The following is a 19,471-nucleotide window of genomic DNA, read 5'->3' as shown; positions in this document are numbered from 1 at the left end:
CGGATTAGATTTAGCATCAACGAGATATAGAAGGATGACAGTACGTGGCTCGTGACTACTACGGCATTCTTGGTGTAGATAAGTCGGCCTCTGATGCCGAGATTAAGAAGGCCTATCGCAAGCTGGCGCGCAAGTACCACCCGGACGTGAACCCGGGTGATGATGAGGCCGCGGAGAAGTTCCGCGAGGCCTCCCTTGCCCAGGAAGTTCTTCTGGATCCGCAGAAGCGCCAGGTAGTCGACATGGGCGGAGATCCCATGGAGGACCGCGCCGCACAGGGCGGCGGTGGTTTCGGCGGCTTTGGTGGCGGCGGTTTGGGCGACCTCTTTGCCGAGTTCTTTGGCGGCGGGGCCGCCTCCCGCGGCCCGCGTTCCCGCGTCCAGCCGGGTGATGATGCCTTGCTGCGCACCACTATTACCCTCGAAGAGGCCTACAGTGGCGTCAAGCAGCAGGTTAAGGTTGATACCGCCGTGCTCTGTGACCGTTGTGAGGGAACCGGTTCCGAGTCCAAGGCGAAGCCAGTTACCTGTGATCACTGTGGCGGCATGGGCCAGGTCCAGGAAGTCCAGCGCAGCATGCTGGGCAACATGATGACTACCCGCGATTGCCCGAAGTGCTACGGCTTCGGTGAGGTCGTCACCGATCCCTGTGGCCACTGCGGCGGCGATGGCCGCGTGCGCAAGCGCCGCGACATCACCGTGACCATCCCGGCGGGTATCGGCGATGGCATGCGCATCCGCATGGCCTCCCAGGGCGAGGTCGGCCACGGCGGCGGCCCCGCCGGCGATCTCTACGTCGAGGTCCACACCGAACCGCACCCAGTCTTTGAACGCAATGCCGATGACCTGCACTTGACCGTTCGCGTTCCTATGGTGGATGCAGCTCTCGGTGCGTCCTGCACCGTCGAACAGCTCGATGGCGAAGAGCTCACCCTCGACATCGCGCCGGGTACCCAGCCGGGCGAGTCCATCACCCTCCAAGGCAAGGGCATGCCGCGCCTGCGTACCGATGGTTTTGGCAACCTCCACGCCCACGTGGACGTCGTTATCCCGACTGACCTGGATAAGAAGACCCGCGAGGCCCTCGAGAAGGTCCGCGCCGCTGGCCACAGCGGCACCGAGGTCCACCACGCCGGGGACAACCAGGGCGAGTCCCTCTTTAGCCGCTTCCGCGATAAGTTCCGCCGCTAATGTCGCTGCCCGTCTTCCTCCACCCGGACCTGTCCCACGCTGAGATCGGCCAGCCCGTGGGCCTCGACGGCGCGGAAGGCCGCCATGCGGTCACCGTCAAGCGCATGGGACCAGGGGAGCACCTGGTCCTGATCGATGGGTCCGGGCTCCGCATCACCGCCACCATCACCGACGTGCAGGGCAAGAACACCCTCGCCGCGCGTGTCGACGACATCGCGACCTCCCCCGAACCCTCCCCACGCGTCATCGTGGTCCAGGCCATTCCCAAGTCGGAGCGCGCCGAACTCGCCGTTGACCTGGCTACGCAGGCCGGCGCGGATGAGATCCTCGCCTGGCAAGCAGATCGCTGTGTGTCCAAGTGGGATGCGAAGAAGGCGCCGAAGGCTCTGAGCAAGTGGGAATCGGCGGCCGTGGCGGCGGCGAAGCAATCGCGCCGTACCCGAATCCCGGCCGTGCGCGGGCCCGTGACCACCCGTCAGCTGTGCCAGGAGATTTCCGGTGCACGGGCCTTGGTCCTCCACGAGGACGCCACTCTGCGTCTCAAAGACTTGGATGACCTCGATACCGCTGAGACGATCTACCTGCTCGTGGGGCCTGAGGGGGGAATCGGCGAGGAGGAACTCGCCCGGCTCACCGCAGCCGGTGCGACGGCGATCAAACTGGGGCCGGAGGTGTTGAGAACGGCGTCGGCAAGCATGGTGGCGCTGGCTAGCATCGGCACGTTGACCTCGCGCTGGTAGCCTTTTGGGCGTGCCTATTATCACCACCAAGTTTGATCTCGACTCCGCCTACCTGGCCACCGTGCTGGGCCCGGCGGACGATAATCTGCGCGTTCTGGGCAACCTCGTCGGCGTGGACCTTTTTGCCCGCGGCACCACCGTGACAGCCGCCGGTCCCGACTATGACGTGGCCCGCGCGCGCAAGGTTTTGGAAGAGCTCGAGGCCATCGCGCGCCGTGGCCACCCGGTCAGCACCGACACGGTCAAGCACACACTTGACCTCGTCGCAGTCGATGCCCCCGAATCCGTTTCTGAGGCCCTCGCGGCGGACATTGTCTCCCGCCGCGGCAAGTCGGTGCGGCCAAAGACGTTGGGACAATCGCGCTACGTGCAGGCCATTGATGAGAACACCATCGTCTTCGGCATCGGACCCGCCGGTACCGGTAAGACCTACCTGGCGGTGGCCAAGGCGGTGCAGGCCCTGCGTGCCAAGCAGGTCAGCCGCATTATTTTGACCCGTCCCGCGGTGGAGGCAGGGGAGAAGCTGGGCTTTTTGCCCGGCACTCTCAACGACAAGATTGACCCCTACCTGCGCCCGCTGTACGACGCCCTGCGGGACATGATTGACCCCGAGATGATTCCGAAGCTCATGGAAGCCGGCATCATCGAGGTCGCTCCCTTGGCCTATATGCGTGGCCGCACGCTCAATGACGCTTTCGTCATCCTCGACGAGGCCCAAAACACCACGCCAGCGCAGATGAAGATGTTCTTGACCCGTCTGGGCTTTGGTTCCACCATTGTGGTGACCGGCGATATCTCCCAGGTGGACCTGCCTGGCGGCCAGGTCTCCGGCCTGCGCCTGGTGCGCCGCATTCTCAAGGGTGTTCCGGATATCCACTTTGCGGAGCTGGGCTCTGCCGATGTGGTGCGCCACCAGCTGGTGGGCCGTATCGTGGACGCTTACGATAACTTTGCTGAACAGGAGGAGAAGAAATGAGCATCGAATTCATCAATGAATCCGGCTTTGATGGCGTGAACGAGGAGATGCTCATCGACGTCTGCTCCTATGCCCTCGGCCGCCTTGACGTGAACCCGGATGCGGAGTGCACCATTACCGCCGTGGACCTGCAGACCATTGCGGACCTGCACGTGCGCTGGATGGACCTGGAAGGCCCGACTGACGTGATGAGCTTCCCCATGGACGAGCTCACCCCGGGCGCAACCGGCGGGCGCCCTGACGCGCCTGAGGCTGGCCCCGCCATGTTGGGCGATATCGTGCTCTGTCCCGAGTTCGCCCAGCGCCAGGCCAACGCCGCTGGTCACTCCCTAGGCCACGAGCTGGCTTTGCTTACCGTCCACGGCTGCCTGCACCTGCTGGGCTATGACCACACCACCGCCGCGGAGGAAAAGGAGATGTTCGGCCTGCAGAACGAGCTGCTCGCTGACTGGTACGAGGACTTAGACTCCCGCGGTGTTTCCTACCAGCCCAAGCCCTCTGGCCCGAAGGCCTTCCCGGATGCTGCCGAGCGTGCCGAGCTGGATAAGGAAGTGCCCGGCGGCGGAATCTAAATCCGGCCCAACGTTGAGGTGCTTTCAGGGGCGTAGCACAATGGAGGGTTATGAACATCCTCTCCATCCAGTCCCATGTTGCCTACGGTCACGTTGGCAACTCCGCCGCCGTCTTCCCGCTTCAGCGTGCTGGCCACGAAGTGTGGCCTATTCACACGGTGAACTTTTCCAACCACACCGGCTACGGTGACTGGGGCGGACCGATGATTCCGGCCAGTGATGTCACCGCCATCGTGGACGGTATTGAAAAGCGCGGTGCCTTCCCACACATCGACGCAATCCTCTCTGGCTACCAGGGCGGACCGGACATCGCCGGTGCCATCGTGGAGACCGTCAATCGCATCAAGGCTGTGAACCCGAAGGCCCTCTACGCCTGCGACCCAGTCATGGGTAATGCCAAATCCGGCTGCTTCGTCTCTGATGACATCCCGCCGCTGCTGCGCGACAAGGTAGTACCGGTCGCCGATATCATCACCCCGAACCAGTTTGAGCTGGGCTACCTTACCGACTCTTCCGTCAACACCCTCGAGGAAACCCTCGCCGCGGTAAAGAAGGCCCAGGACATCGGACCGAAGACCGTGCTGGTCACCTCGGTGCAGCGCCCTGAAACCGACGAGGACGAGATCGAGATGCTCGCCGTCGATGGAGAGCGTGCTTACCTCGTGGCCACCCCGAAGCTGCCGTTCAAGCGCAACGGCTCGGGCGATGTCACCGCGGCGCTGTTTACTGGCCACTACGTGGAAACCCACGATGCGAAGGAAGCGCTGAAGCGCACCGCCTCCTCGGTGTACGACTTGCTGCACAACACCTACGAGGCCGACGCTCGTGAGCTGCAGCTCATTGAGTCCCAGGACGTCTTTGCCAACCCGCGCCTGCAGTTCCACGTCGAAGAACTCTAGCTTCCGGCCTCTTCCTAGCTTCTACCTGGCCTCTACTTGGGCCCCACCCGGCCTCTACCTAGCATCTGCCTCGCCTCTATCTGGCCTCTGCGGCTTCGCAGGCTTCACCGGCAGATGTACCGCGTGCAGAGGGCATCTGCCACAGGGCATCGTGCATAAGGCATTAGCCAAAAGGCGTTTTCACGGCTGAAAACGCCTTTTGCGTTGTCTAAAGGGCGTTTTCACCCCGGAAGATGCCTTTTAGCGGATGCCCTCTACGAACCAACCCACCACCGGCGACCAAACCACCCACCACCGGCGACCAAACCACCCGTCACTGGCGACCAAACCACCCGACGCCTGCGGCAAACCAAAAGGACCTTCCGTCCTGCACGCAGCGGGAGCGGGAATTCAGAAATCGTGAGCTATGATGAAAAACAATATGAGCACCGATTTCGACGCCGCCTTCGCGGACCTGCCTGAAGAAGGCGAGGCCACCGCCGCGGATTATTCGCAGTACACCAACACGCCAGAGGGCTTCCGCTCTGGCTTCGTGTCCTTCGTGGGCCGCCCCAACACCGGCAAGTCCACGCTCACTAACGCGCTGGTGGGCGAGAAGATCGCTATTACCGCCGACCAGCCCGAAACCACCCGCCACCCCATCCGCGGACTCGTGCACCGCGACGATGCGCAGATTGTTGTCGTCGATACGCCTGGTCTGCACCGCCCGCGCACCTTGCTGGGTGAGCGCCTCAACGAAGTGGTCAAAGACACCTACGCGGACGTTGACGTCATCGGTCTAACCATTCCCGCGGATGAAAAGATTGGCCCCGGTGACCGCTGGATTCTGGAGAACGTCCGCAAAGTCGCGCCGAAGACCCCCATCATCGGCATTGTGACCAAGCTGGACAAAGCCTCCAAAGACCAAGTCGGCGCGCAGTTGCTTGCGCTACATGCACTGCTTAGCGAGGACAACCCTGACGCCGTAGTCATCCCCGTCTCCGCTACCGAGCGCGTCCAGCTGGAGGAGCTCACGCAGGTCATCGTCGACCACCTGCCGGAAGGCCCGAAGTTTTACCCGGATGACCACGTCACCGACGAGGACCAGACCGAGCGCATCGCTGAGCTCATCCGCGAGGCCGCGCTGTCTGGTCTGAAGCACGAGCTCCCGCACTCCGTGGCCGTGGAAGTCGATGAAATGCTACCTGACCAGGAGCGCCCCGACGTCCTCAACGTCCACGCCGTGCTCTACCTCGAGCGTCCCGGCCAAAAGCGCATCATTGAAGGCAAGGACGGCCGCCGCTTCCGCCGCATCGTTGGCACTGCCCGCAAGGAAATCATCCAGCTCCTCGGCCAGAACGTCTACCTTGACCTGCGCATTAAGGTGCTGAAGAACTGGCAGTCGGACCCGAAGGCGCTGGGCCGCCTGGGCTTCTAGATGCGCGAGAATTTTCGCGACCGCGCCCTCGTCATCCGCACCTATGATTTCGGGGAGGCGGACCGCATCATCGTGTTGCTGACACGACACCACGGCCTCGTGCGCGGCGTGGCGAAGGGGGTGCGCCGCGCGAAGTCGCGCTTCGGCTCGCGCCTGCAGCTCTTCGTCAACCTTGACGTGCAGCTTTACCCCGGCCGCAACCTCTACACCATCGCGCAGGCAGACACGGTGGACTATTTCGGAGCGCGCATCATCGAGGACTATGAGCGCTATACCGCCGCCTGCGCCGCCCTCGAGTCCGCTGAGCGCCTCGCCGCCGCCGACGCCCCTGGGGATCCCTACCTCTACGAGGCGTGTGTTGACGTCCTCAACCAACTCCAGCACGGAGATCCGCTCTTGCTTCTCGACGCCTTCCTCCTCAAATCCATGTCCCACGCCGGCTGGGCGCCCAGCCTGTTCGATTGCGCCCAGTGCCAAAGGCCCGGCCCCCACCACGCCTTCCACCCGGCCGTGGGCGGGGCTGCTTGCCACCAATGCCGCCCGCCGGGAGCCGCCGAGGTGGACCCGGAAACCCTGCACCACATGTGGCTCATCGCCCACGGTCACCCTAGCCAGCCCACCCACGCCCAGGCGCAGGAAGCCCACCGCCTGACCCGCGCCCACCTGCAATGGCATCTTGAGCGAAGCGTTGGCGCGTTGGGAATCATGGAACAGTAGACTGTAATGCGTGATTACGCCTGACCCGAACCGAGTGCTCCACCCGCCCGCTATCCCGCAGGAGTTCCTGCCGCGCCACATCGCGCTGGTCATGGATGGAAATGGCCGGTGGGCAGAGGAGCGCGGAATGAAGCGCACCGAGGGCCATCGTAGGGGAGAAGCAGTGCTTCTCGACGTCGTCGATGCCTGCCTCGCCCTCGGCATTCCCTACCTGTCTGCCTATGCTTTCTCCACGGAGAACTGGCGCCGCAGTGCCGAGGAGGTCCGCTTCCTCATGGGCTTTAACCGCGACGTGCTGCGCCGCCAGCGCCACTGGCTCAACGAGAGGGGAGTGCGCGTGGTGTGGGCCGGCCGCCGCCCGCGTCTGTGGCGCTCAGTTATCAAGGAGCTCGAGGCCGCCGAGGAGCTCACCAAGGACAACACCAAGATGACCCTGGTGATGTGCGTGAATTACGGAGGGCGCGCCGAGCTTGTCGACGGCATCCGGGAACTCGCCGAGCAGGTCTCCCGCGGCGAGCTCGACCCACGCTCCATCAACGAGAAGACGGTGAGTTCGGTGATGTATGACCCCGATATGCCGGACGTAGATCTGTTCTTGCGCCCCTCCGGTGAGAAGCGCACCTCCAATTTCCTGCTCTGGCAGTCGGCCTACGCAGAGATGATTTATCAAGACAAGCTCTTCCCGGATTTCACGCCGGAAGACCTGTTCGCTGCGGTGGAAGAGTACGCGCGGCGTGACCGTCGCTTCGGCGGTGTCAAATAGCCCGCCTAGACATCTGGGATAAAGATGTCCTCGATGCGGCAGGAAAAGTGGCGCGCAATCTGAAAGGCGAGGGGAAGCGAAGGATCGTAGCGTCCCTTTTCAATACTGATGATGGTTTGGCGCGAGACTCCCAATTCGGTGGCGAGGCCTTGTTGCGAGAGCCCGCGTTGTTCGCGTATCTCTTTGAGGCGGTTATCCACGGCTTAGTTCGCCGCCTGCTTGTGAGCGAGATAGCTAATGCCAAAGGTGCCAGTAACGAAGGCGCCCAGAATGATGGTGAGCAGAGTACCGGAGACGCTGAAGTCCCAGATGGATGAGATGATGCCTAGGCCACCGATGGCAAAGAGCATGGCATGCAGGGTGTTTTCGGAAGCCTGTGAATACCAGTGGGACTCGATGGAATTCTCTGGGTCTGGCGTGGCTCCATCAATAGTGGAACGATCCACCATGAAAGCCCAGCTAGCTGCAGAGGCAATGGGCAGGAGACACAAGGTGTATACCGCAACGGCGAGCCACGGCGCGTCGCGGTGTACGAAGACTCCAAGGGCAACTCCGGCGGCCGCGGCAATAAGTAGACCCACGGCTAGGGATAGGGCGATGAGCGTGGTTTGGGTACCGCCCCACTTGGGGCGGCCAAAGCGAGAAGTGGGCATGAAATTCCTCCTATCAGTGAAGGCTGTAAAGCGTGCTTTACGCACATCATATGTCAAGCAAGCTTTACTGTAAAGCGTGCTTGACTTTATTTGATGGAGGAAGTGGAGTTGCCGCAGGTAAAGGGCAAAGAAAAACCTCAGCTCCGCCACAACGATAGGGCGGGCTGAGGTGGAAGGTTCTCTGTTAAGAAGGTGTGCTCAGGATGCTGCGGAGCACTCGGCACACGTGCCGAAGATCTCGGCATCGTGCCCGGTGAGCTCAAAGCCGTGTTCCTTGGCTACCGAGGAGGCCCACTGCTCGATGGGGCCACCGTCGATTTCTTCGGTGCGGCCACACTTGGTACACACCAAATGGTGGTGATGGGCATCGGTGTCGCAATGTCGGTACAGCGTCTCGCCGGAAGGCATATGGAGCGCATCGACCGCATCGATCTCAGAGAGTGATTGCAGCGTGCGGTAGACGGTGGTGAGGCCGACCTTCTGGTTGTCGTCGATAAGCGCCTGGTGAATGTCCTTGGCGGACGCGAACTTGTCGAGCTTCCGAAGGACCTCGACCACAGCGGTGCGCTGACGGGTATTGCGCGCGCCGAGCTTCGGGATGCTGTCGTGGATGGCCATGCTGCTTAGCCTATCAATACACTTTCAATAAGGGTATTAGGTGGTGGCCAGGGCAGCGTCGGCAAGCAGCGGCAACACCTTAGGAGCCGCCAAGCTGTAGCGCACCTCGCGCCCTAAGCGCTCGCTATCCACAATATTCGCGCGCTTGAGAACGCGCAGGTGTTGGCTAATAAGTGGCTGCGACTTACCCGTTGCGGCAACGAGCTCGTGCACGTAGTGATCGCGCTCAGCTAGGCGCTGAATGATATCGATCCGCAAAGGTGAATCTAAAGCGCTGATGACCGTCGCGGCGGCACTGATATCAAAGGAGAGAGGGGCTTCAGGGGTGGTATTCACGCCGTTCACTTTCGATCGTTTCTATAGAGGTAGAGATATACATACTATAGCCGAAGGATGCGAAAATGTGTATAAAATACACCACACTTGTGGGGTGACGGCGCGGAGCGTGCACGTGCACGCTAGACTAGTCCGCATTGAAAAAGACTGTCCCCTACCAGAGGAGTCCCACTAACCATGGCATCCGTCATTGATACTGTCGTCAGCCTGTGTAAGCGCCGCGGCTTGGTCTACCAGGCAGGTGAAATTTATGGCGGTTCCCGCTCTGCGTGGGACTACGGCCCGCTCGGTGTCGAGCTCAAGGAGAACATTAAGCGCCAGTGGTGGCGTCACATGGTGCAGTCCCGCGACGATGTCGTGGGCGTCGATACGTCCGTGATCCAGCCGCGCCAGGTGTGGGTGTCTTCCGGCCACGTCGAGGTCTTCACCGACCCGCTGGTGGAATCCAAGCACACCGGTAAGCGCTACCGCGCGGATCACCTCATCGAGGCTTACGAGGAAAAGCACGGCCACGAGCCGGCCAATGGCCTCGCTGACATCAACGATCCGGAGACCGGCCAGCCGGGTGACTGGACTGAGCCGAAGGCCTTCTCCGGCCTGCTCAAGACCTTCCTTGGCCCGGTCGACGATGAGCAGGGCTTGCACTACCTGCGCCCGGAGACCGCGCAGGGCATCTTCGTCAACTTCAAGAACGTGATGACCTCGGCGCGTATGAAGCCACCGTTTGGCATCGCCAACATTGGTAAGTCTTTCCGCAATGAGATCACCCCGGGTAACTTCATCTTCCGCACCCGCGAGTTCGAGCAGATGGAGATGGAGTTCTTCGTCAAGCCGGGCGAGGACGAAGAGTGGCACCAGTACTGGATCGATGACCGCTTCAACTGGTACATCGACCTCGGTATCAAGGAAGAAAACCTGCGCCTCTACGAGCACCCGCAGGAGAAGCTCTCCCACTACTCCAAGCGCACTGTGGACGTGGAGTACGCCTACAACTTCAAGGGCACGAAGTGGGGCGAGCTAGAAGGCGTGGCCAACCGTACGGACTACGACCTGTCCGTGCATGCGAAGGGCTCGGGCGAGGATCTGTCCTACTTCGACCAGGAGTCCGGCGAGCGCTGGACCCCGTACGTCATCGAGCCGGCTGCCGGCCTGGGCCGCTCCATGATGGCCTTCCTCGTTGACGCTTATGACGAGGAGGAGGCCCCCAACGCCAAGGGCGGCACCGACAAGCGCGTCGTGCTGCGCCTCGACCGCCGCCTGGCACCGGTGAAGGTGGCCGTGCTGCCGCTGTCGAAGAAGGAAGCGCTGTCCACCCCGGCTCGAGAGCTGGCGAATAAGCTGCGCGCGAACTGGAACGTGGAGTTCGATACCTCCGGCGCCATCGGCCGCCGCTACCGCCGCCAGGATGAGATCGGCACGCCGTTCTGCGTGACCTATGACTTCGACACCTTGGAGGACAACGCGGTCACCGTGCGTGAGCGTGACTCCATGGAGCAGGAGCGCGTCAAGCTCGATGAGCTTGAGGCTTACCTGGCCGCTCGACTGATCGGCTGCTAATGCATTACACCAGCTGGGACCGCAGCGACCGCAAGAACCCGGTGCTCCTCGTGGGGGAGGGGCCGGCGTCGCTTGGCATGTTCCAGGAGCGCTCGGCGGACGTGGAAGGCGAGCACTGGCGCCTGGGGCTCGATGATTTGGGCGCGTCGGTGACGCTGGAGGATGACCGCGTCTACCGCCTGGCGGGCAACCCCAAGCGCGATAAGCGTCTGGAGGCTTCTCTGGATGGGCGCACGTTTGCCTTCATCAACGAGGCCGGCGGCGACTGGATTGTTGAGGACCACGACGGGCTGAAAATCGCGCAGTTCTCCTCGAAGAACTCGGGTGTGCGCAAGGCCATCCTGGAGTTTGAGGGCGAGAAGAGCGATGATTCCGATGACCTCAACCATTCGGAGATTGCGGCGCTGAGCTGGTTTACGCGTGTGATTCTGGAGGCGCGGACGCAGAGCACCGCTATCCCGATCATCGCGACGTTGGTGCTGCTGACCATCGTCGCGGTCATTGTGGTGCTGCTCTGATGCAGCGCTGGGTGTGGCGCGACGGGGCGTTGGCGGATGGCGCGGGTGAGGTCATCGCCCGCGTGAGGCCGACGGGCCTGCTGCTGCCTGGAACGGGCGCCACCATCGCTTTCGAACACATCCCGGGTGCTCGCAGCTTTACTGTGCGCGGGCCCGACTTTTCGGCGGAGCAGACCAGCTTCACGGTGAAAAAGCTACGTGCGGTCTGTCAGGGCCGCGAGTACGTGCTCGAGCGCACGAACCCTTTCCGCCGCGAGCGCCGCATCCTCGCTCTCGCAGACGCCGTCGAGGTCGCTCGCACCGCCCCGCGGGGCCGCGACCTCGAGGTTGCGGTGGGCGAGCTCCCCCTCGCGGACGCCGCCTTCACCAGCTACTGTTGCCTGCTTCTCGACGGCTCCACCCGCCCCTTTCGCACCTAACCTACCTTCCGCGATATAGCCAGAACTGGCGTGGAAACTTGGGTGATTTCATTAAAAGGGGAGCTCTTCTAGCTTCCTTGCTCGGCTTGGTATGCCAGTAGAGGGTTCTAGTTAGATGGTTGCAACCTTGTGAGAGAAGCCTTTTGACGAGAACCATGTGCATGACTGGTTTACGCCTACCGTGCATTCGCACCACCCCGTATCCGAGGAGCTGATTGGCCGGCTACCGAGCCGGGGTCCAATCGCCGGATGCGTGCACAGGAAATCCGGCCGAAGGCATCTCGCAAACGGCATCCGACAGAAGGTATCTGACAGATGCCTTGTGCAAGGCGCCTTTTGCGAAATGCGGTGCTTGCCTTTCGTGAGATGCCATGTGGGCCCGCCCCGGTTATGAGATGCCGGGTGTGGGCCGCGGGCTTCGAGGCCTAGGCGCCGGGCAGGGGAGAAGTAGGAAGGCGGCTGGGGGAGCCGCCGGCGGAAAAGGGGAGAAGGCGAGGAATCGGAGCAGGGGAGAGGGCGGTTAGAAGGAGCCGCCGCGGAAACCGCCTCCGCCTCCGCCGCCCGAGAAGCCACCGCCGCCGAAGCCTCCACCACCGGAGAAGCCGCCGCCGAAACCGCCACCGCGGGAGCTGCCGCCGCCGAGAATCTGGCCAATGACCATGCCTGTGAGGATGTTGCCCGCGGCATCGGTGGCCTGGCGGCGCTGCTCCCGGCGGCGGTAGGCCTCCAGGTCTTCCTTCGCGCGGTTGAGCGAGGTCTGCGCGGCCGCAGCAGCATCGCGGGAGAAGTTGAGCGCCGCGCGCAGATCCTTGGAGGCGGAGTTCTGGGCTTGGGCGAAGAGGCGGGAGGCGTCGGCAAGCGCAACGCGCGCATCGGGGCCCACCACGCGGCCGCGCGAGGAGAGCAAGTCTTCCGCCGCCTGGATGGCGGACTCGGCCGCGGCAATCTGCTGGCGGTAGAGCGCAATCTGGCGCTCGCGGGTGGCGTTGGTTTCGCGGACGGTATCGAGCTGCTCGTCCAGCTTGCTATCGAGCGCCGTCAGCGCGGTGTACTGCCCCAGCGGGTCGGTCTTGCCCTGCTGGCGAGCCGCACTGAGCGCCTCCCGCGCCTCCGCAAGCAGTGACGACAACGCGGACCAATCGGCAGGGGAGCCCTGCGCCTTTCCTTGCTGCTCGAGTTGCTGTGCTTCGGCGATTTCTTCCTCGACCTCATCGATGAGCGCCGGCAGGTTATCCTGCGCCGCGGTGATCGAGTTCTCGGCGTTCTCGACGGCACTGAGCAGGCGGTCGGAGACCTCGAGCGCGTGCTCGGCATCGCGGATATAGCCCACCAACGGCCCCTGCTGCCCGGCGGGCTGGGACTGCAGCTCGCGGCCGCGCGAAAGCAGCTTCTCGGCCTCGTTGAGCGAGACCTCCGCCATCTCCGGGTTATCCGCAATCGAGGACAACGCTTCCTCGGAATGAGAAGCACTGAGGGAGGACAATGTCGTGCGCGCCTGCGGCAGACGCCCGCGCAGATCAACCGTTCGGCGGGTCAGCTCATCCAGCTTGGAGCCGGCGTTGATGAGCAAGTCCCGCATCTTGGCAAAGTCCGCCGCCTGCTCATCCAACGCATCATCGGCCTGCCCACAGGAAGAGATGATTTCCACCAGCATCTGGCGGCGCTCCGAAGTCGATTCCGGCAGGTTGTCCTGCAGCTTTTGCCGCAGCTGGAATGCCTTCTGCAGTGTTAGCGTGGAGTGGTTCATCGCGCGCGTAAACGGGCGGGTGCGCTCGGGACCGAACTCGGCCACCGCGATGTCGAGCTCCTCCTTGCCGCGGCGGATCGACTCATCGGTGGAGACCAGCTCTTCCTGTGCGAGCTTCTCCAAGGTGTCCAAATCCAGGCGGTCCAGCTGTGCGGTATTACTCGGCTCAATCTGGCGCGCGGACTCCAGCGTGGCCGCCGAGTCCTTCTTGGTCTTGCGCCGGCTTGCCACCGCGATGCCACCGCCGGCCAACGCCAGGGCACCTGCGCCGCCAGCCAGCCATAGACCACCCGACCCATCGGAATCAGAAGAGCTGGATGAACCAGCTGAGCCAGAAGAGGACCCCGAAGAACCGGTCGCGGCAGCGTCGACAAGCGCGAGCGCGGAGGCGCCGAACTGGCGGCCGTCGGCAAGCTTGGTATAAGCCGCCTCATACATCACGTCTAGACGCCCGCGCGGCCACTCATTACCCGTTTGCACGCCTATGGTGGAATCATCCACGCCCACCACATAGGCTGCGGAGTTCGGCCCCTTAGACTTCACAATGCTGTCCGCATAGCTCTCCGCGCCCTCCGGGAGCGTTGAGGCAAAGACCACGAAAATGACCACGTGGTGCTCCTGCTGCAGTGCGCTAATTTTGTCCTCCAACTCGGCCTTCTCCGAGTCCGAGAGCACCCCCGCCTCATCCGTTACCTTATCCGTGAGCGAGGCCGCCTCCGGCGCGGCAAGAACGAAATCCGCAGCCATAGCGGGGCTAGCAGTGGCCAACCCCAACACAAGAGCAGCAAGGGCGGCGCGACCAAAACGAGCAGCAGTAGTCATGCGCACCACGATACCTTCCCACCTAGCGCTAGAGTGGTCAGACAGTGAAGTACGTTATTGTCCTCGGCGCTGCGCAATACGACGGGCGCCCCTCCCGCATCCTGTCCGGCCGTGTGCGCTTCGCCGCCGAGTACGCCGCCGCGCACGACCTGCCCATCATCACAGTCGGTGGGAAGCTGCCCGGCGATAGGTTCACCGAAGCCGGGGTGGCGAAACGCCTGCTTGCCGACGAACCCCTCACCGTCACCGCCCTCGAAGAAGGCCTGGACACCCGCAGTGAGCTGGCCGCTGCCCGCGACAAGCTGGGTGTGAGAGAGGCCGTCATCATCACCGATCCGCTCCACCGCCTGCGTACCTTCCTCATCGCCCGCCAAGAGGGGATTGCAGCCACGGTGCTGGGCACGCCCTATTATCCTTCCCCGCGCTTTTCCATCCCCTGGTGGCGCTACCTGGCGCACGAGCTAGGTGGCCTGGCCTACCTGGGCTTGCGCACCCTGCTAGGGGAGAAGCGCAGCGAAGGCGTGCGCGCGGCCTTCTACCGCATCGAGCGCCTCATCCGTCCCAACCAGGCCCTGCGCCACCGCGTCATTGGCGCGAGGCAGACCCAGGAAGACCAGGACTCCGCCTAAGCTTAATACCCGTGAGCTATTCCTATCGCGAAGAAGACGTCGCCCGCCTTGCCTCCGAGTCACCCAAAGGTTCGGCCCTGCTCAAAAGCGAGGAGCACCGCGGCGCCTTCTCCCGCGACCGCGCCCGTGTCCTGCATTCCGCGGCCCTGCGCCGCCTAGCGGATAAGACCCAAGTGGTGGGCCCGCGCGATGGCGATACCCCGCGCACCCGGCTGACACACTCCTTGGAGGTCAGCCAGATTGCCCGCAGCATCGGTGCGGGCTTAGGGCTGGACCCGGACCTGTGCGACATGGCGGGGCTAACCCACGACATCGGCCACCCGCCCTACGGCCATAACGGCGAGAATGCACTCAACGAGGTAGCCCTCGGCGGCTTCGAGGGCAACGCCCAGACCCTGCGCATCCTGGCCAAGCTGGAGCCCAAGGTGGTCCTGGATACCCCGGCGGGCCCGCGCAGCTATGGCCTCAACCTCAGCCGCGCCTCGCTTGATGCGGCCTGCAAATACCCCTGGACCAAGACCAACCCGGATGGCACCACCAACCGCAAATACGGCGCCTATGACGAGGACGTAGACATCCTGGAGTGGCTGCGCCAGGGGCATAGCGATAAGCGCAAGTCCATGGAGGCGCAGGTCATGGACTGGTCGGATGACATCGCCTATTCCGTCCACGACGTCGAAGACGGCATCATCTCCCGCCGCATCTCTTTGAACGTGCTGTGGGACCTGGTGGAGCTGGCCAACCTCGCGGACAAAGGCGCCAAAGCCTTCGGCGGCACTGCCGACGAGCTCCTCGAGGCCGCCGACCGCCTGCGCCAGCTGGACGTCATCAATGCCATCGGCAACTTCGACTACTCCCTGCGCTCTTATGCCAACTTGAAGAAGATGACCTCGGAGCTCGTCGGCCGCTATGTGGGAGCCACCGTTTCCGCCACGCTCGCGGCTAACGCCGAACCGCTTGGCCGCATGAACGGCGACCTCGCCGTCCCGCCGGACGCGGTGGCGGAGGTAACCCTGCTCAAGACCATCGCCGTTCTCTACGTCATGGATGAGCCCGCCCACCTGGCCCGCCAGGACCGCCAGCGCGAGCGCATCTACCGCGTCTATGATTACCTTGTGGCCGGTGCGCCGGGCTCGCTGGACGCCACCTTCGCCCTGTGGTGGAACCAAGCTGAGACGGACCTGGAGCGTGACCGCGCCATCATCGACCAGATCGCCTCCATGACGGAATCCCGCCTTGAGCGCCTGGCGCAGCGCAGCGCCGAGCTTTTCGGCTTCTTGAGCTAAGGCTGAGCTAGCGCACCAACGCACCCTGCCCACAGACAGAAGGCGGGGAAGGGCCGTGCTGCGCGCAACGGCCGGGCGAAGCGGGAGACACCCGTCACTCGATAGTTGAACACCGTTTACTTTGACGTCATACACCTGACAACTCGTTGTTAAACGAGCGGCCTAGCCTCGGGCGGGCCGTAAGCTGTGCGGCTCCTGTGGAGCCCTCAGAAGCGGAAGTCTCTTCATTTTTGCTATCTGTCAAGGAATTTTTGTGTCTCAAAAGAAGTCTCATAAAAAGCTGCATCAAGCCGCGCTGATCGCCTCCATCAGCCTCGTTGGCTCCAGCCTTGTTGCTCCCGCATTCGCCTCCGCCCAGAACCTGCCCAAGGCAGACATCCTGGACTTGTCCTTGGAGAACGGGACCATCAGCAACTCCGCATCCGATGCCGCACCGCTGAGCATCGGCGCGCCCACCGTGGAGCAAGACAGCGTGCTTGAGCGCCCCGTGGCCCACTTCGACGGCCGCAAGGATGCCGTCGGCTTCGACATCGGAGACAAGTTTGACCAGATCAAGGACGGCTTCACCGTCGAGTGCGTCTTCCGCTACGACGGAGAGTTCGACGGCAACGAAAAGAGCCTCTGCGCCAACAAGGAAGCCGGCGGCTGGGCCATGGTCATCTACGGCGACCAGCTGACCTTCACCGTCAACGGCAGAGATGGCTACAAGAAGGCCCAGCAGCAAGTGGAACCGGGCCAGTGGTACCACGCGGTGGGCGTCTACGACGGCACCAAGAGCGAGCTCTATGTCAACGGCGTCAAGGTGGCTGAGAACACCGAGATCAACGGTGAGGTGACCAAGCCCAAGTCCAATTCCACCGCCGTGATGATCGGCGCGGACTCCGGCCGGGATAACGCCGCCCAGTTCTACTCCGATGCCGTCGTGAGCGAAGCCCGCATCTTCTCCGATCCGCTCGGGGAGGAGGAGATTTCCGCCCTCTATGAGGACTCCAACTTAAGCACCGACAAGAAGGCGGAGATCACCGGCTCCACCCCGAGTGCCGGCCAGCACCTGACGGGCCCGGTGACTTTCGACGTCCAGTTCAACGACGCCGCCCTCATCTCCCGCGAGCTCACCTACACCCTGGATGGCGAGGAAATCGAGCGCGGGCAGGAAATCGGCACCGGCCTCAAGGAAGGAAACCACTCCATCCAGGTCGAGGGCCGCGATGTCTTTGGCAACCCCATCTCCCAGGCCATCGACTTCACCTCCGGCAATCTCCCGGGTGCCGCCGGCACCGACTCCACGCCGAGCGGCGAGGGTGTGACCATCTCCGCCCGCGCGGATAACCCGAGCGGCGGGGAGGTGGAGACCACCTTCACCGAAGCAGACGTGGCGGTAGCGGAGAAGGGCTTCCAGGGCACCGTCACCGATATCCCTGAGACCCTAGACTTCGAGTACGAAGACGGCGAGGACTTCAACAAGTCCCTCAACCCGGATAACGAGGACGCCCAGGAGACCAGCTCCACGGAGGACATGCCCTTCCAGCGCTTTGACCTGAAGGTCAAGGACGCAGAGAAGAAGACCCACGACCTCGCCTGGTCCGGTACCGTGGGCCCCAAGCGCTCGGTGCGCCTTATGGCCTGGAATACCAAGACCAATAGCTGGGAGAAGCTAGCCGAAACCCGCGGCGCAGCCGATACCGAAGTAAGCCTCAGCGCGGAAGTTAACCAGGACTTCGTCGACGGCGGAAGCATCCACACCATGCTGGTGGGCTATGACGTCTTTGCCGATGACCTCAACGAGCCCGTCAACGAAGAGTTCGCCGACGCAGGCGACTATGACTTTTCCATCGCCCACCACACCGATACCCAGTACCTCTCCGAAGGCGCAGTAGAGAAGGCCACGGCCGAGGAGCGCAAGAAGTGGGAGAACGGATACACCGCCGCCACCCAGTGGATTGCCGATAACGCCGACGAGCGCAAGATCGCCTACTCCGCACACACCGGCGACATCATCGAGAACTGGATTGGCAAGGACAATGACCGCCCCAATGCCAAGAAGGAATTCGAGGTAGCCTCCAACGCCCAGAAGATTCTGGAGGACGCCGGCGTGGTCAACGGTGTGCTTCCCGGCAACCACGACAACCAAAGCGGTGCGGATGTCGGCGCCGACAACCTCTACAACGAGTACTTCGGCCCGGAGCGCTACGAAGCACAGCAGGGCACGGGCAAGTGGGCTGAGCAGGATGCCTCCTACCACCCCTATGCTGAGGGCGATAACGACAACCACTACGACTTGTTCTCCACCAACGGCATGGACTTCATCGCCCTGCACCTGGGCTATGACGTCACTGAGGAGGAAGCCGCGTGGGCCGATAAGGTGCTCAAGCAGTACTCCGACCGCAACGCCATCCTGCTCACCCACGCCTACCTCAAGCCTTCCGCCAACCCGGATGGCCGCGGCTCGGACTTCTCCCACGACGGCGTGATGGTCTATGAGAACGTCATCCAAAAGAACCCCAACGTGGCTCTGGTGCTGGCCGGCCACGAGCACGGCGTATCCATTGTCACCCGCAAGGATGTCGGCCACACCAACAACCACGTGGTGGAGCTGCTCGCGGATTACCAGTTCTACGAGGTCGGCTCCGATGAGCTGGGCCTGACGGAGCTAGGCAAGTATGACGGCGACACCGGCCTGCGCTTTGGCTCCAGCTACCTGCGCCTCCTGCAGTTTGACCTGAAGAACTCGGAGATGGTCGTGGATACGTATTCGCCGCTTCTCGACGACCACAATGCCACCGAGTACGACGACCGCCACCGCTACAACGGCCACGAGGATGAGTTCCGTGTGCCGATCCAGTTCCAGACCCGCAAGACCAGCTTTGCGACGAACTCCATGCTCGCCCTGACCGATACCGGCAAGGAGATTGGCAAAGACACCGCCAAGTCCGGCTGGCCCGCCAGCGTCACCTACAAGGGCGTCAAGGCCGGCCAGGCCTATGGTTGGTACGCCACCTCCGCCGATGCCTCCTCCAAGGAGGACACCAAGCCTGGCATCGTGCGCCAGTTCGGCGTCTTCACCGCGCCGGAGCAGCAGGAGAAGGATAACAAGGCACCTGAGCTCACTGTCCCCAGCGACAAACTCACCATCACCAAGGGTGCCGAGGCCAACCTCCTCGACGGCGTTAGCGCCAAGGACAATAAGGACGGTGACCTCACCGACAAGGTGAAGGTCGTTGGAAACATCGACACCGCCAAGCCGGGCGTCTACTCCGTCACCTACGCCGTGACCGACTCCGCCGGCAACCAGGCCCTTGCCTCCCGCGTCGTGGAAGTCACCGCCGGCAGCACGGACGACAACACCGACTCCAGCAGCGACAGCGACAGCAGCAGCGATAACAGCTCAAGCGGATCCAGCAGCTCGAGCGACCACTCGAGCAACAACTCGAGCCGTGGAAGCGTCCTCCCCGCCATCCTCGGTGCCCTCTTCGGCGCCGCAGGCGCCACCGCGGTTATCGCCGGCCTGCTGAACTACCTCGCACCGGAAGTGCGCGACACCGTCAAGCGCGCCCTCGGCCTCTAAGGCCTAAGGCCTCGGCGGGCTAACCACCCGCCGGCCCATCACCGCAG

19 protein-coding genes are annotated in these 19,471 nt (G+C 63.1%); 14 read left to right on the top strand and 5 right to left on the bottom strand.

What is annotated here, in order from left to right; genetic code table 11:
* Nucleotides 1-44 precede the first annotated feature (44 nt).
* The 8 genes from dnaJ to HMPREF2967_RS11200 all read left to right on the top strand — a co-directional run bounded on the left by dnaJ (nucleotide 45) and on the right by HMPREF2967_RS11200 (nucleotide 7,274).
* On the top strand, nucleotides 45-1,190 hold the full coding sequence (gene dnaJ / locus HMPREF2967_RS11235) for a molecular chaperone DnaJ (RefSeq protein WP_070686520.1): 1,146 nt from the start codon (nucleotides 45-47) through the stop codon (nucleotides 1,188-1,190).
* Nucleotides 1,190-1,930: a 16S rRNA (uracil(1498)-N(3))-methyltransferase gene (locus HMPREF2967_RS11230; RefSeq protein WP_070686518.1), complete on the top strand. Its 741-nt coding sequence runs from the start codon at nucleotides 1,190-1,192 to the stop codon at nucleotides 1,928-1,930. The genes dnaJ and HMPREF2967_RS11230 overlap by 1 nt, the downstream gene beginning before the upstream one ends.
* A gap of 10 nt (nucleotides 1,931-1,940) precedes the next feature.
* Nucleotides 1,941-2,906 carry a PhoH family protein gene (locus HMPREF2967_RS11225; RefSeq protein ID WP_070686516.1) on the top strand — a complete coding sequence of 322 codons (966 nt, stop codon included), beginning with the start codon at nucleotides 1,941-1,943 and terminating at the stop codon, nucleotides 2,904-2,906.
* Nucleotides 2,903-3,478: an rRNA maturation RNase YbeY gene (ybeY, locus tag HMPREF2967_RS11220; RefSeq protein WP_039676349.1), complete on the top strand. Its 576-nt coding sequence runs from the start codon at nucleotides 2,903-2,905 to the stop codon at nucleotides 3,476-3,478. The genes HMPREF2967_RS11225 and ybeY overlap by 4 nt, the downstream gene beginning before the upstream one ends.
* A gap of 50 nt (nucleotides 3,479-3,528) precedes the next feature.
* On the top strand, nucleotides 3,529-4,377 hold the full coding sequence (gene pdxY / locus HMPREF2967_RS11215; protein WP_070686514.1) for a pyridoxal kinase PdxY: 849 nt from the start codon (nucleotides 3,529-3,531) through the stop codon (nucleotides 4,375-4,377).
* Between the two features lie 421 nt (nucleotides 4,378-4,798).
* Nucleotides 4,799-5,794: a GTPase Era gene (era, locus tag HMPREF2967_RS11210; protein ID WP_369816042.1), complete on the top strand. Its 996-nt coding sequence runs from the start codon at nucleotides 4,799-4,801 to the stop codon at nucleotides 5,792-5,794.
* A complete protein-coding gene (gene recO / locus HMPREF2967_RS11205; protein WP_070686512.1) occupies nucleotides 5,795-6,511 on the top strand; it encodes a DNA repair protein RecO in 717 nt (238 codons plus the stop codon).
* A gap of 10 nt (nucleotides 6,512-6,521) precedes the next feature.
* The gene (locus HMPREF2967_RS11200) at nucleotides 6,522-7,274 is read left to right on the top strand and encodes an isoprenyl transferase (RefSeq protein WP_070686510.1); all 753 of its coding nucleotides are present in this window, start codon (nucleotides 6,522-6,524) and stop codon (nucleotides 7,272-7,274) included.
* A 5-nt stretch (nucleotides 7,275-7,279) separates the two neighbouring features.
* Here the strand turns inward: HMPREF2967_RS11200 and HMPREF2967_RS11195 are convergent, their stop codons facing one another.
* The 4 genes from HMPREF2967_RS11195 to HMPREF2967_RS11180 all read right to left on the bottom strand — a co-directional run bounded on the left by HMPREF2967_RS11195 (nucleotide 7,280) and on the right by HMPREF2967_RS11180 (nucleotide 8,881).
* The gene (locus tag HMPREF2967_RS11195) at nucleotides 7,280-7,474 is read right to left on the bottom strand and encodes a helix-turn-helix transcriptional regulator (RefSeq protein WP_070686508.1); all 195 of its coding nucleotides are present in this window, start codon (nucleotides 7,472-7,474) and stop codon (nucleotides 7,280-7,282) included.
* 3 nt (nucleotides 7,475-7,477) lie between these two features.
* Complete coding sequence (locus HMPREF2967_RS11190; protein ID WP_070686506.1) at nucleotides 7,478-7,927, bottom strand: hypothetical protein; 450 nt, start codon at nucleotides 7,925-7,927, stop codon at nucleotides 7,478-7,480.
* A gap of 198 nt (nucleotides 7,928-8,125) precedes the next feature.
* Entirely contained in the window at nucleotides 8,126-8,545 is a 420-nt protein-coding gene (locus HMPREF2967_RS11185) for a Fur family transcriptional regulator (protein WP_070686504.1), read from the bottom strand.
* 36 nt (nucleotides 8,546-8,581) lie between these two features.
* Nucleotides 8,582-8,881, bottom strand: a complete 300-nt coding sequence (locus tag HMPREF2967_RS11180; RefSeq protein WP_070686550.1) for an ArsR/SmtB family transcription factor — start codon at nucleotides 8,879-8,881, stop codon at nucleotides 8,582-8,584.
* A gap of 177 nt (nucleotides 8,882-9,058) precedes the next feature.
* On the opposite strand from HMPREF2967_RS11180, the gene HMPREF2967_RS11175 reads away from it, so the two are divergent.
* Genes HMPREF2967_RS11175 through HMPREF2967_RS11165 form a run of 3 tightly spaced genes read left to right on the top strand, consistent with a single transcriptional unit; the run spans nucleotide 9,059 to nucleotide 11,375 of the window.
* Entirely contained in the window at nucleotides 9,059-10,438 is a 1,380-nt protein-coding gene (locus tag HMPREF2967_RS11175; RefSeq protein ID WP_070686502.1) for a glycine--tRNA ligase, read from the top strand.
* Nucleotides 10,438-10,956, top strand: a complete 519-nt coding sequence (locus HMPREF2967_RS11170; protein WP_070564776.1) for a hypothetical protein — start codon at nucleotides 10,438-10,440, stop codon at nucleotides 10,954-10,956. The genes HMPREF2967_RS11175 and HMPREF2967_RS11170 overlap by 1 nt, the downstream gene beginning before the upstream one ends.
* Entirely contained in the window at nucleotides 10,956-11,375 is a 420-nt protein-coding gene (locus HMPREF2967_RS11165) for a hypothetical protein (protein WP_070686500.1), read from the top strand. Before HMPREF2967_RS11170 ends, HMPREF2967_RS11165 begins: the two co-directional genes overlap by 1 nt.
* 520 nt (nucleotides 11,376-11,895) lie before the next feature.
* On the opposite strand, the gene HMPREF2967_RS11160 is transcribed toward HMPREF2967_RS11165, so the two are convergent.
* Nucleotides 11,896-13,944, bottom strand: coding sequence for a TPM domain-containing protein (locus HMPREF2967_RS11160; RefSeq protein WP_070686498.1), 2,049 nt, complete (start codon nucleotides 13,942-13,944; stop codon nucleotides 11,896-11,898).
* A 44-nt stretch (nucleotides 13,945-13,988) separates the two neighbouring features.
* Here HMPREF2967_RS11160 and HMPREF2967_RS11155 point away from each other — a divergent pair, with 44 nt between their 5' ends.
* From HMPREF2967_RS11155 to HMPREF2967_RS11145, 3 genes are all read left to right on the top strand, one after another.
* Nucleotides 13,989-14,573, top strand: coding sequence for a YdcF family protein (locus HMPREF2967_RS11155; protein ID WP_070686497.1), 585 nt, complete (start codon nucleotides 13,989-13,991; stop codon nucleotides 14,571-14,573).
* 11 nt (nucleotides 14,574-14,584) lie between these two features.
* Nucleotides 14,585-15,859 (top strand): deoxyguanosinetriphosphate triphosphohydrolase, encoded by a 1,275-nt coding sequence (locus tag HMPREF2967_RS11150; RefSeq protein WP_070686495.1) that lies wholly within the window; start codon nucleotides 14,585-14,587, stop codon nucleotides 15,857-15,859.
* A gap of 253 nt (nucleotides 15,860-16,112) precedes the next feature.
* Complete coding sequence (locus HMPREF2967_RS11145) at nucleotides 16,113-19,424, top strand: LamG-like jellyroll fold domain-containing protein (protein WP_070686493.1); 3,312 nt, start codon at nucleotides 16,113-16,115, stop codon at nucleotides 19,422-19,424.
* Nucleotides 19,425-19,471 lie beyond the last annotated feature (47 nt).

Source organism: Corynebacterium sp. HMSC059E07, from assembly GCF_001814395.1.
In the GTDB taxonomy this organism is placed as follows: Bacteria; Actinomycetota; Actinomycetes; order Mycobacteriales; family Mycobacteriaceae; genus Corynebacterium; species Corynebacterium hesseae.
Note: the sequence above shows the minus strand (reverse complement) of the source record. Positions and strands in the feature narration are given on the sequence as shown.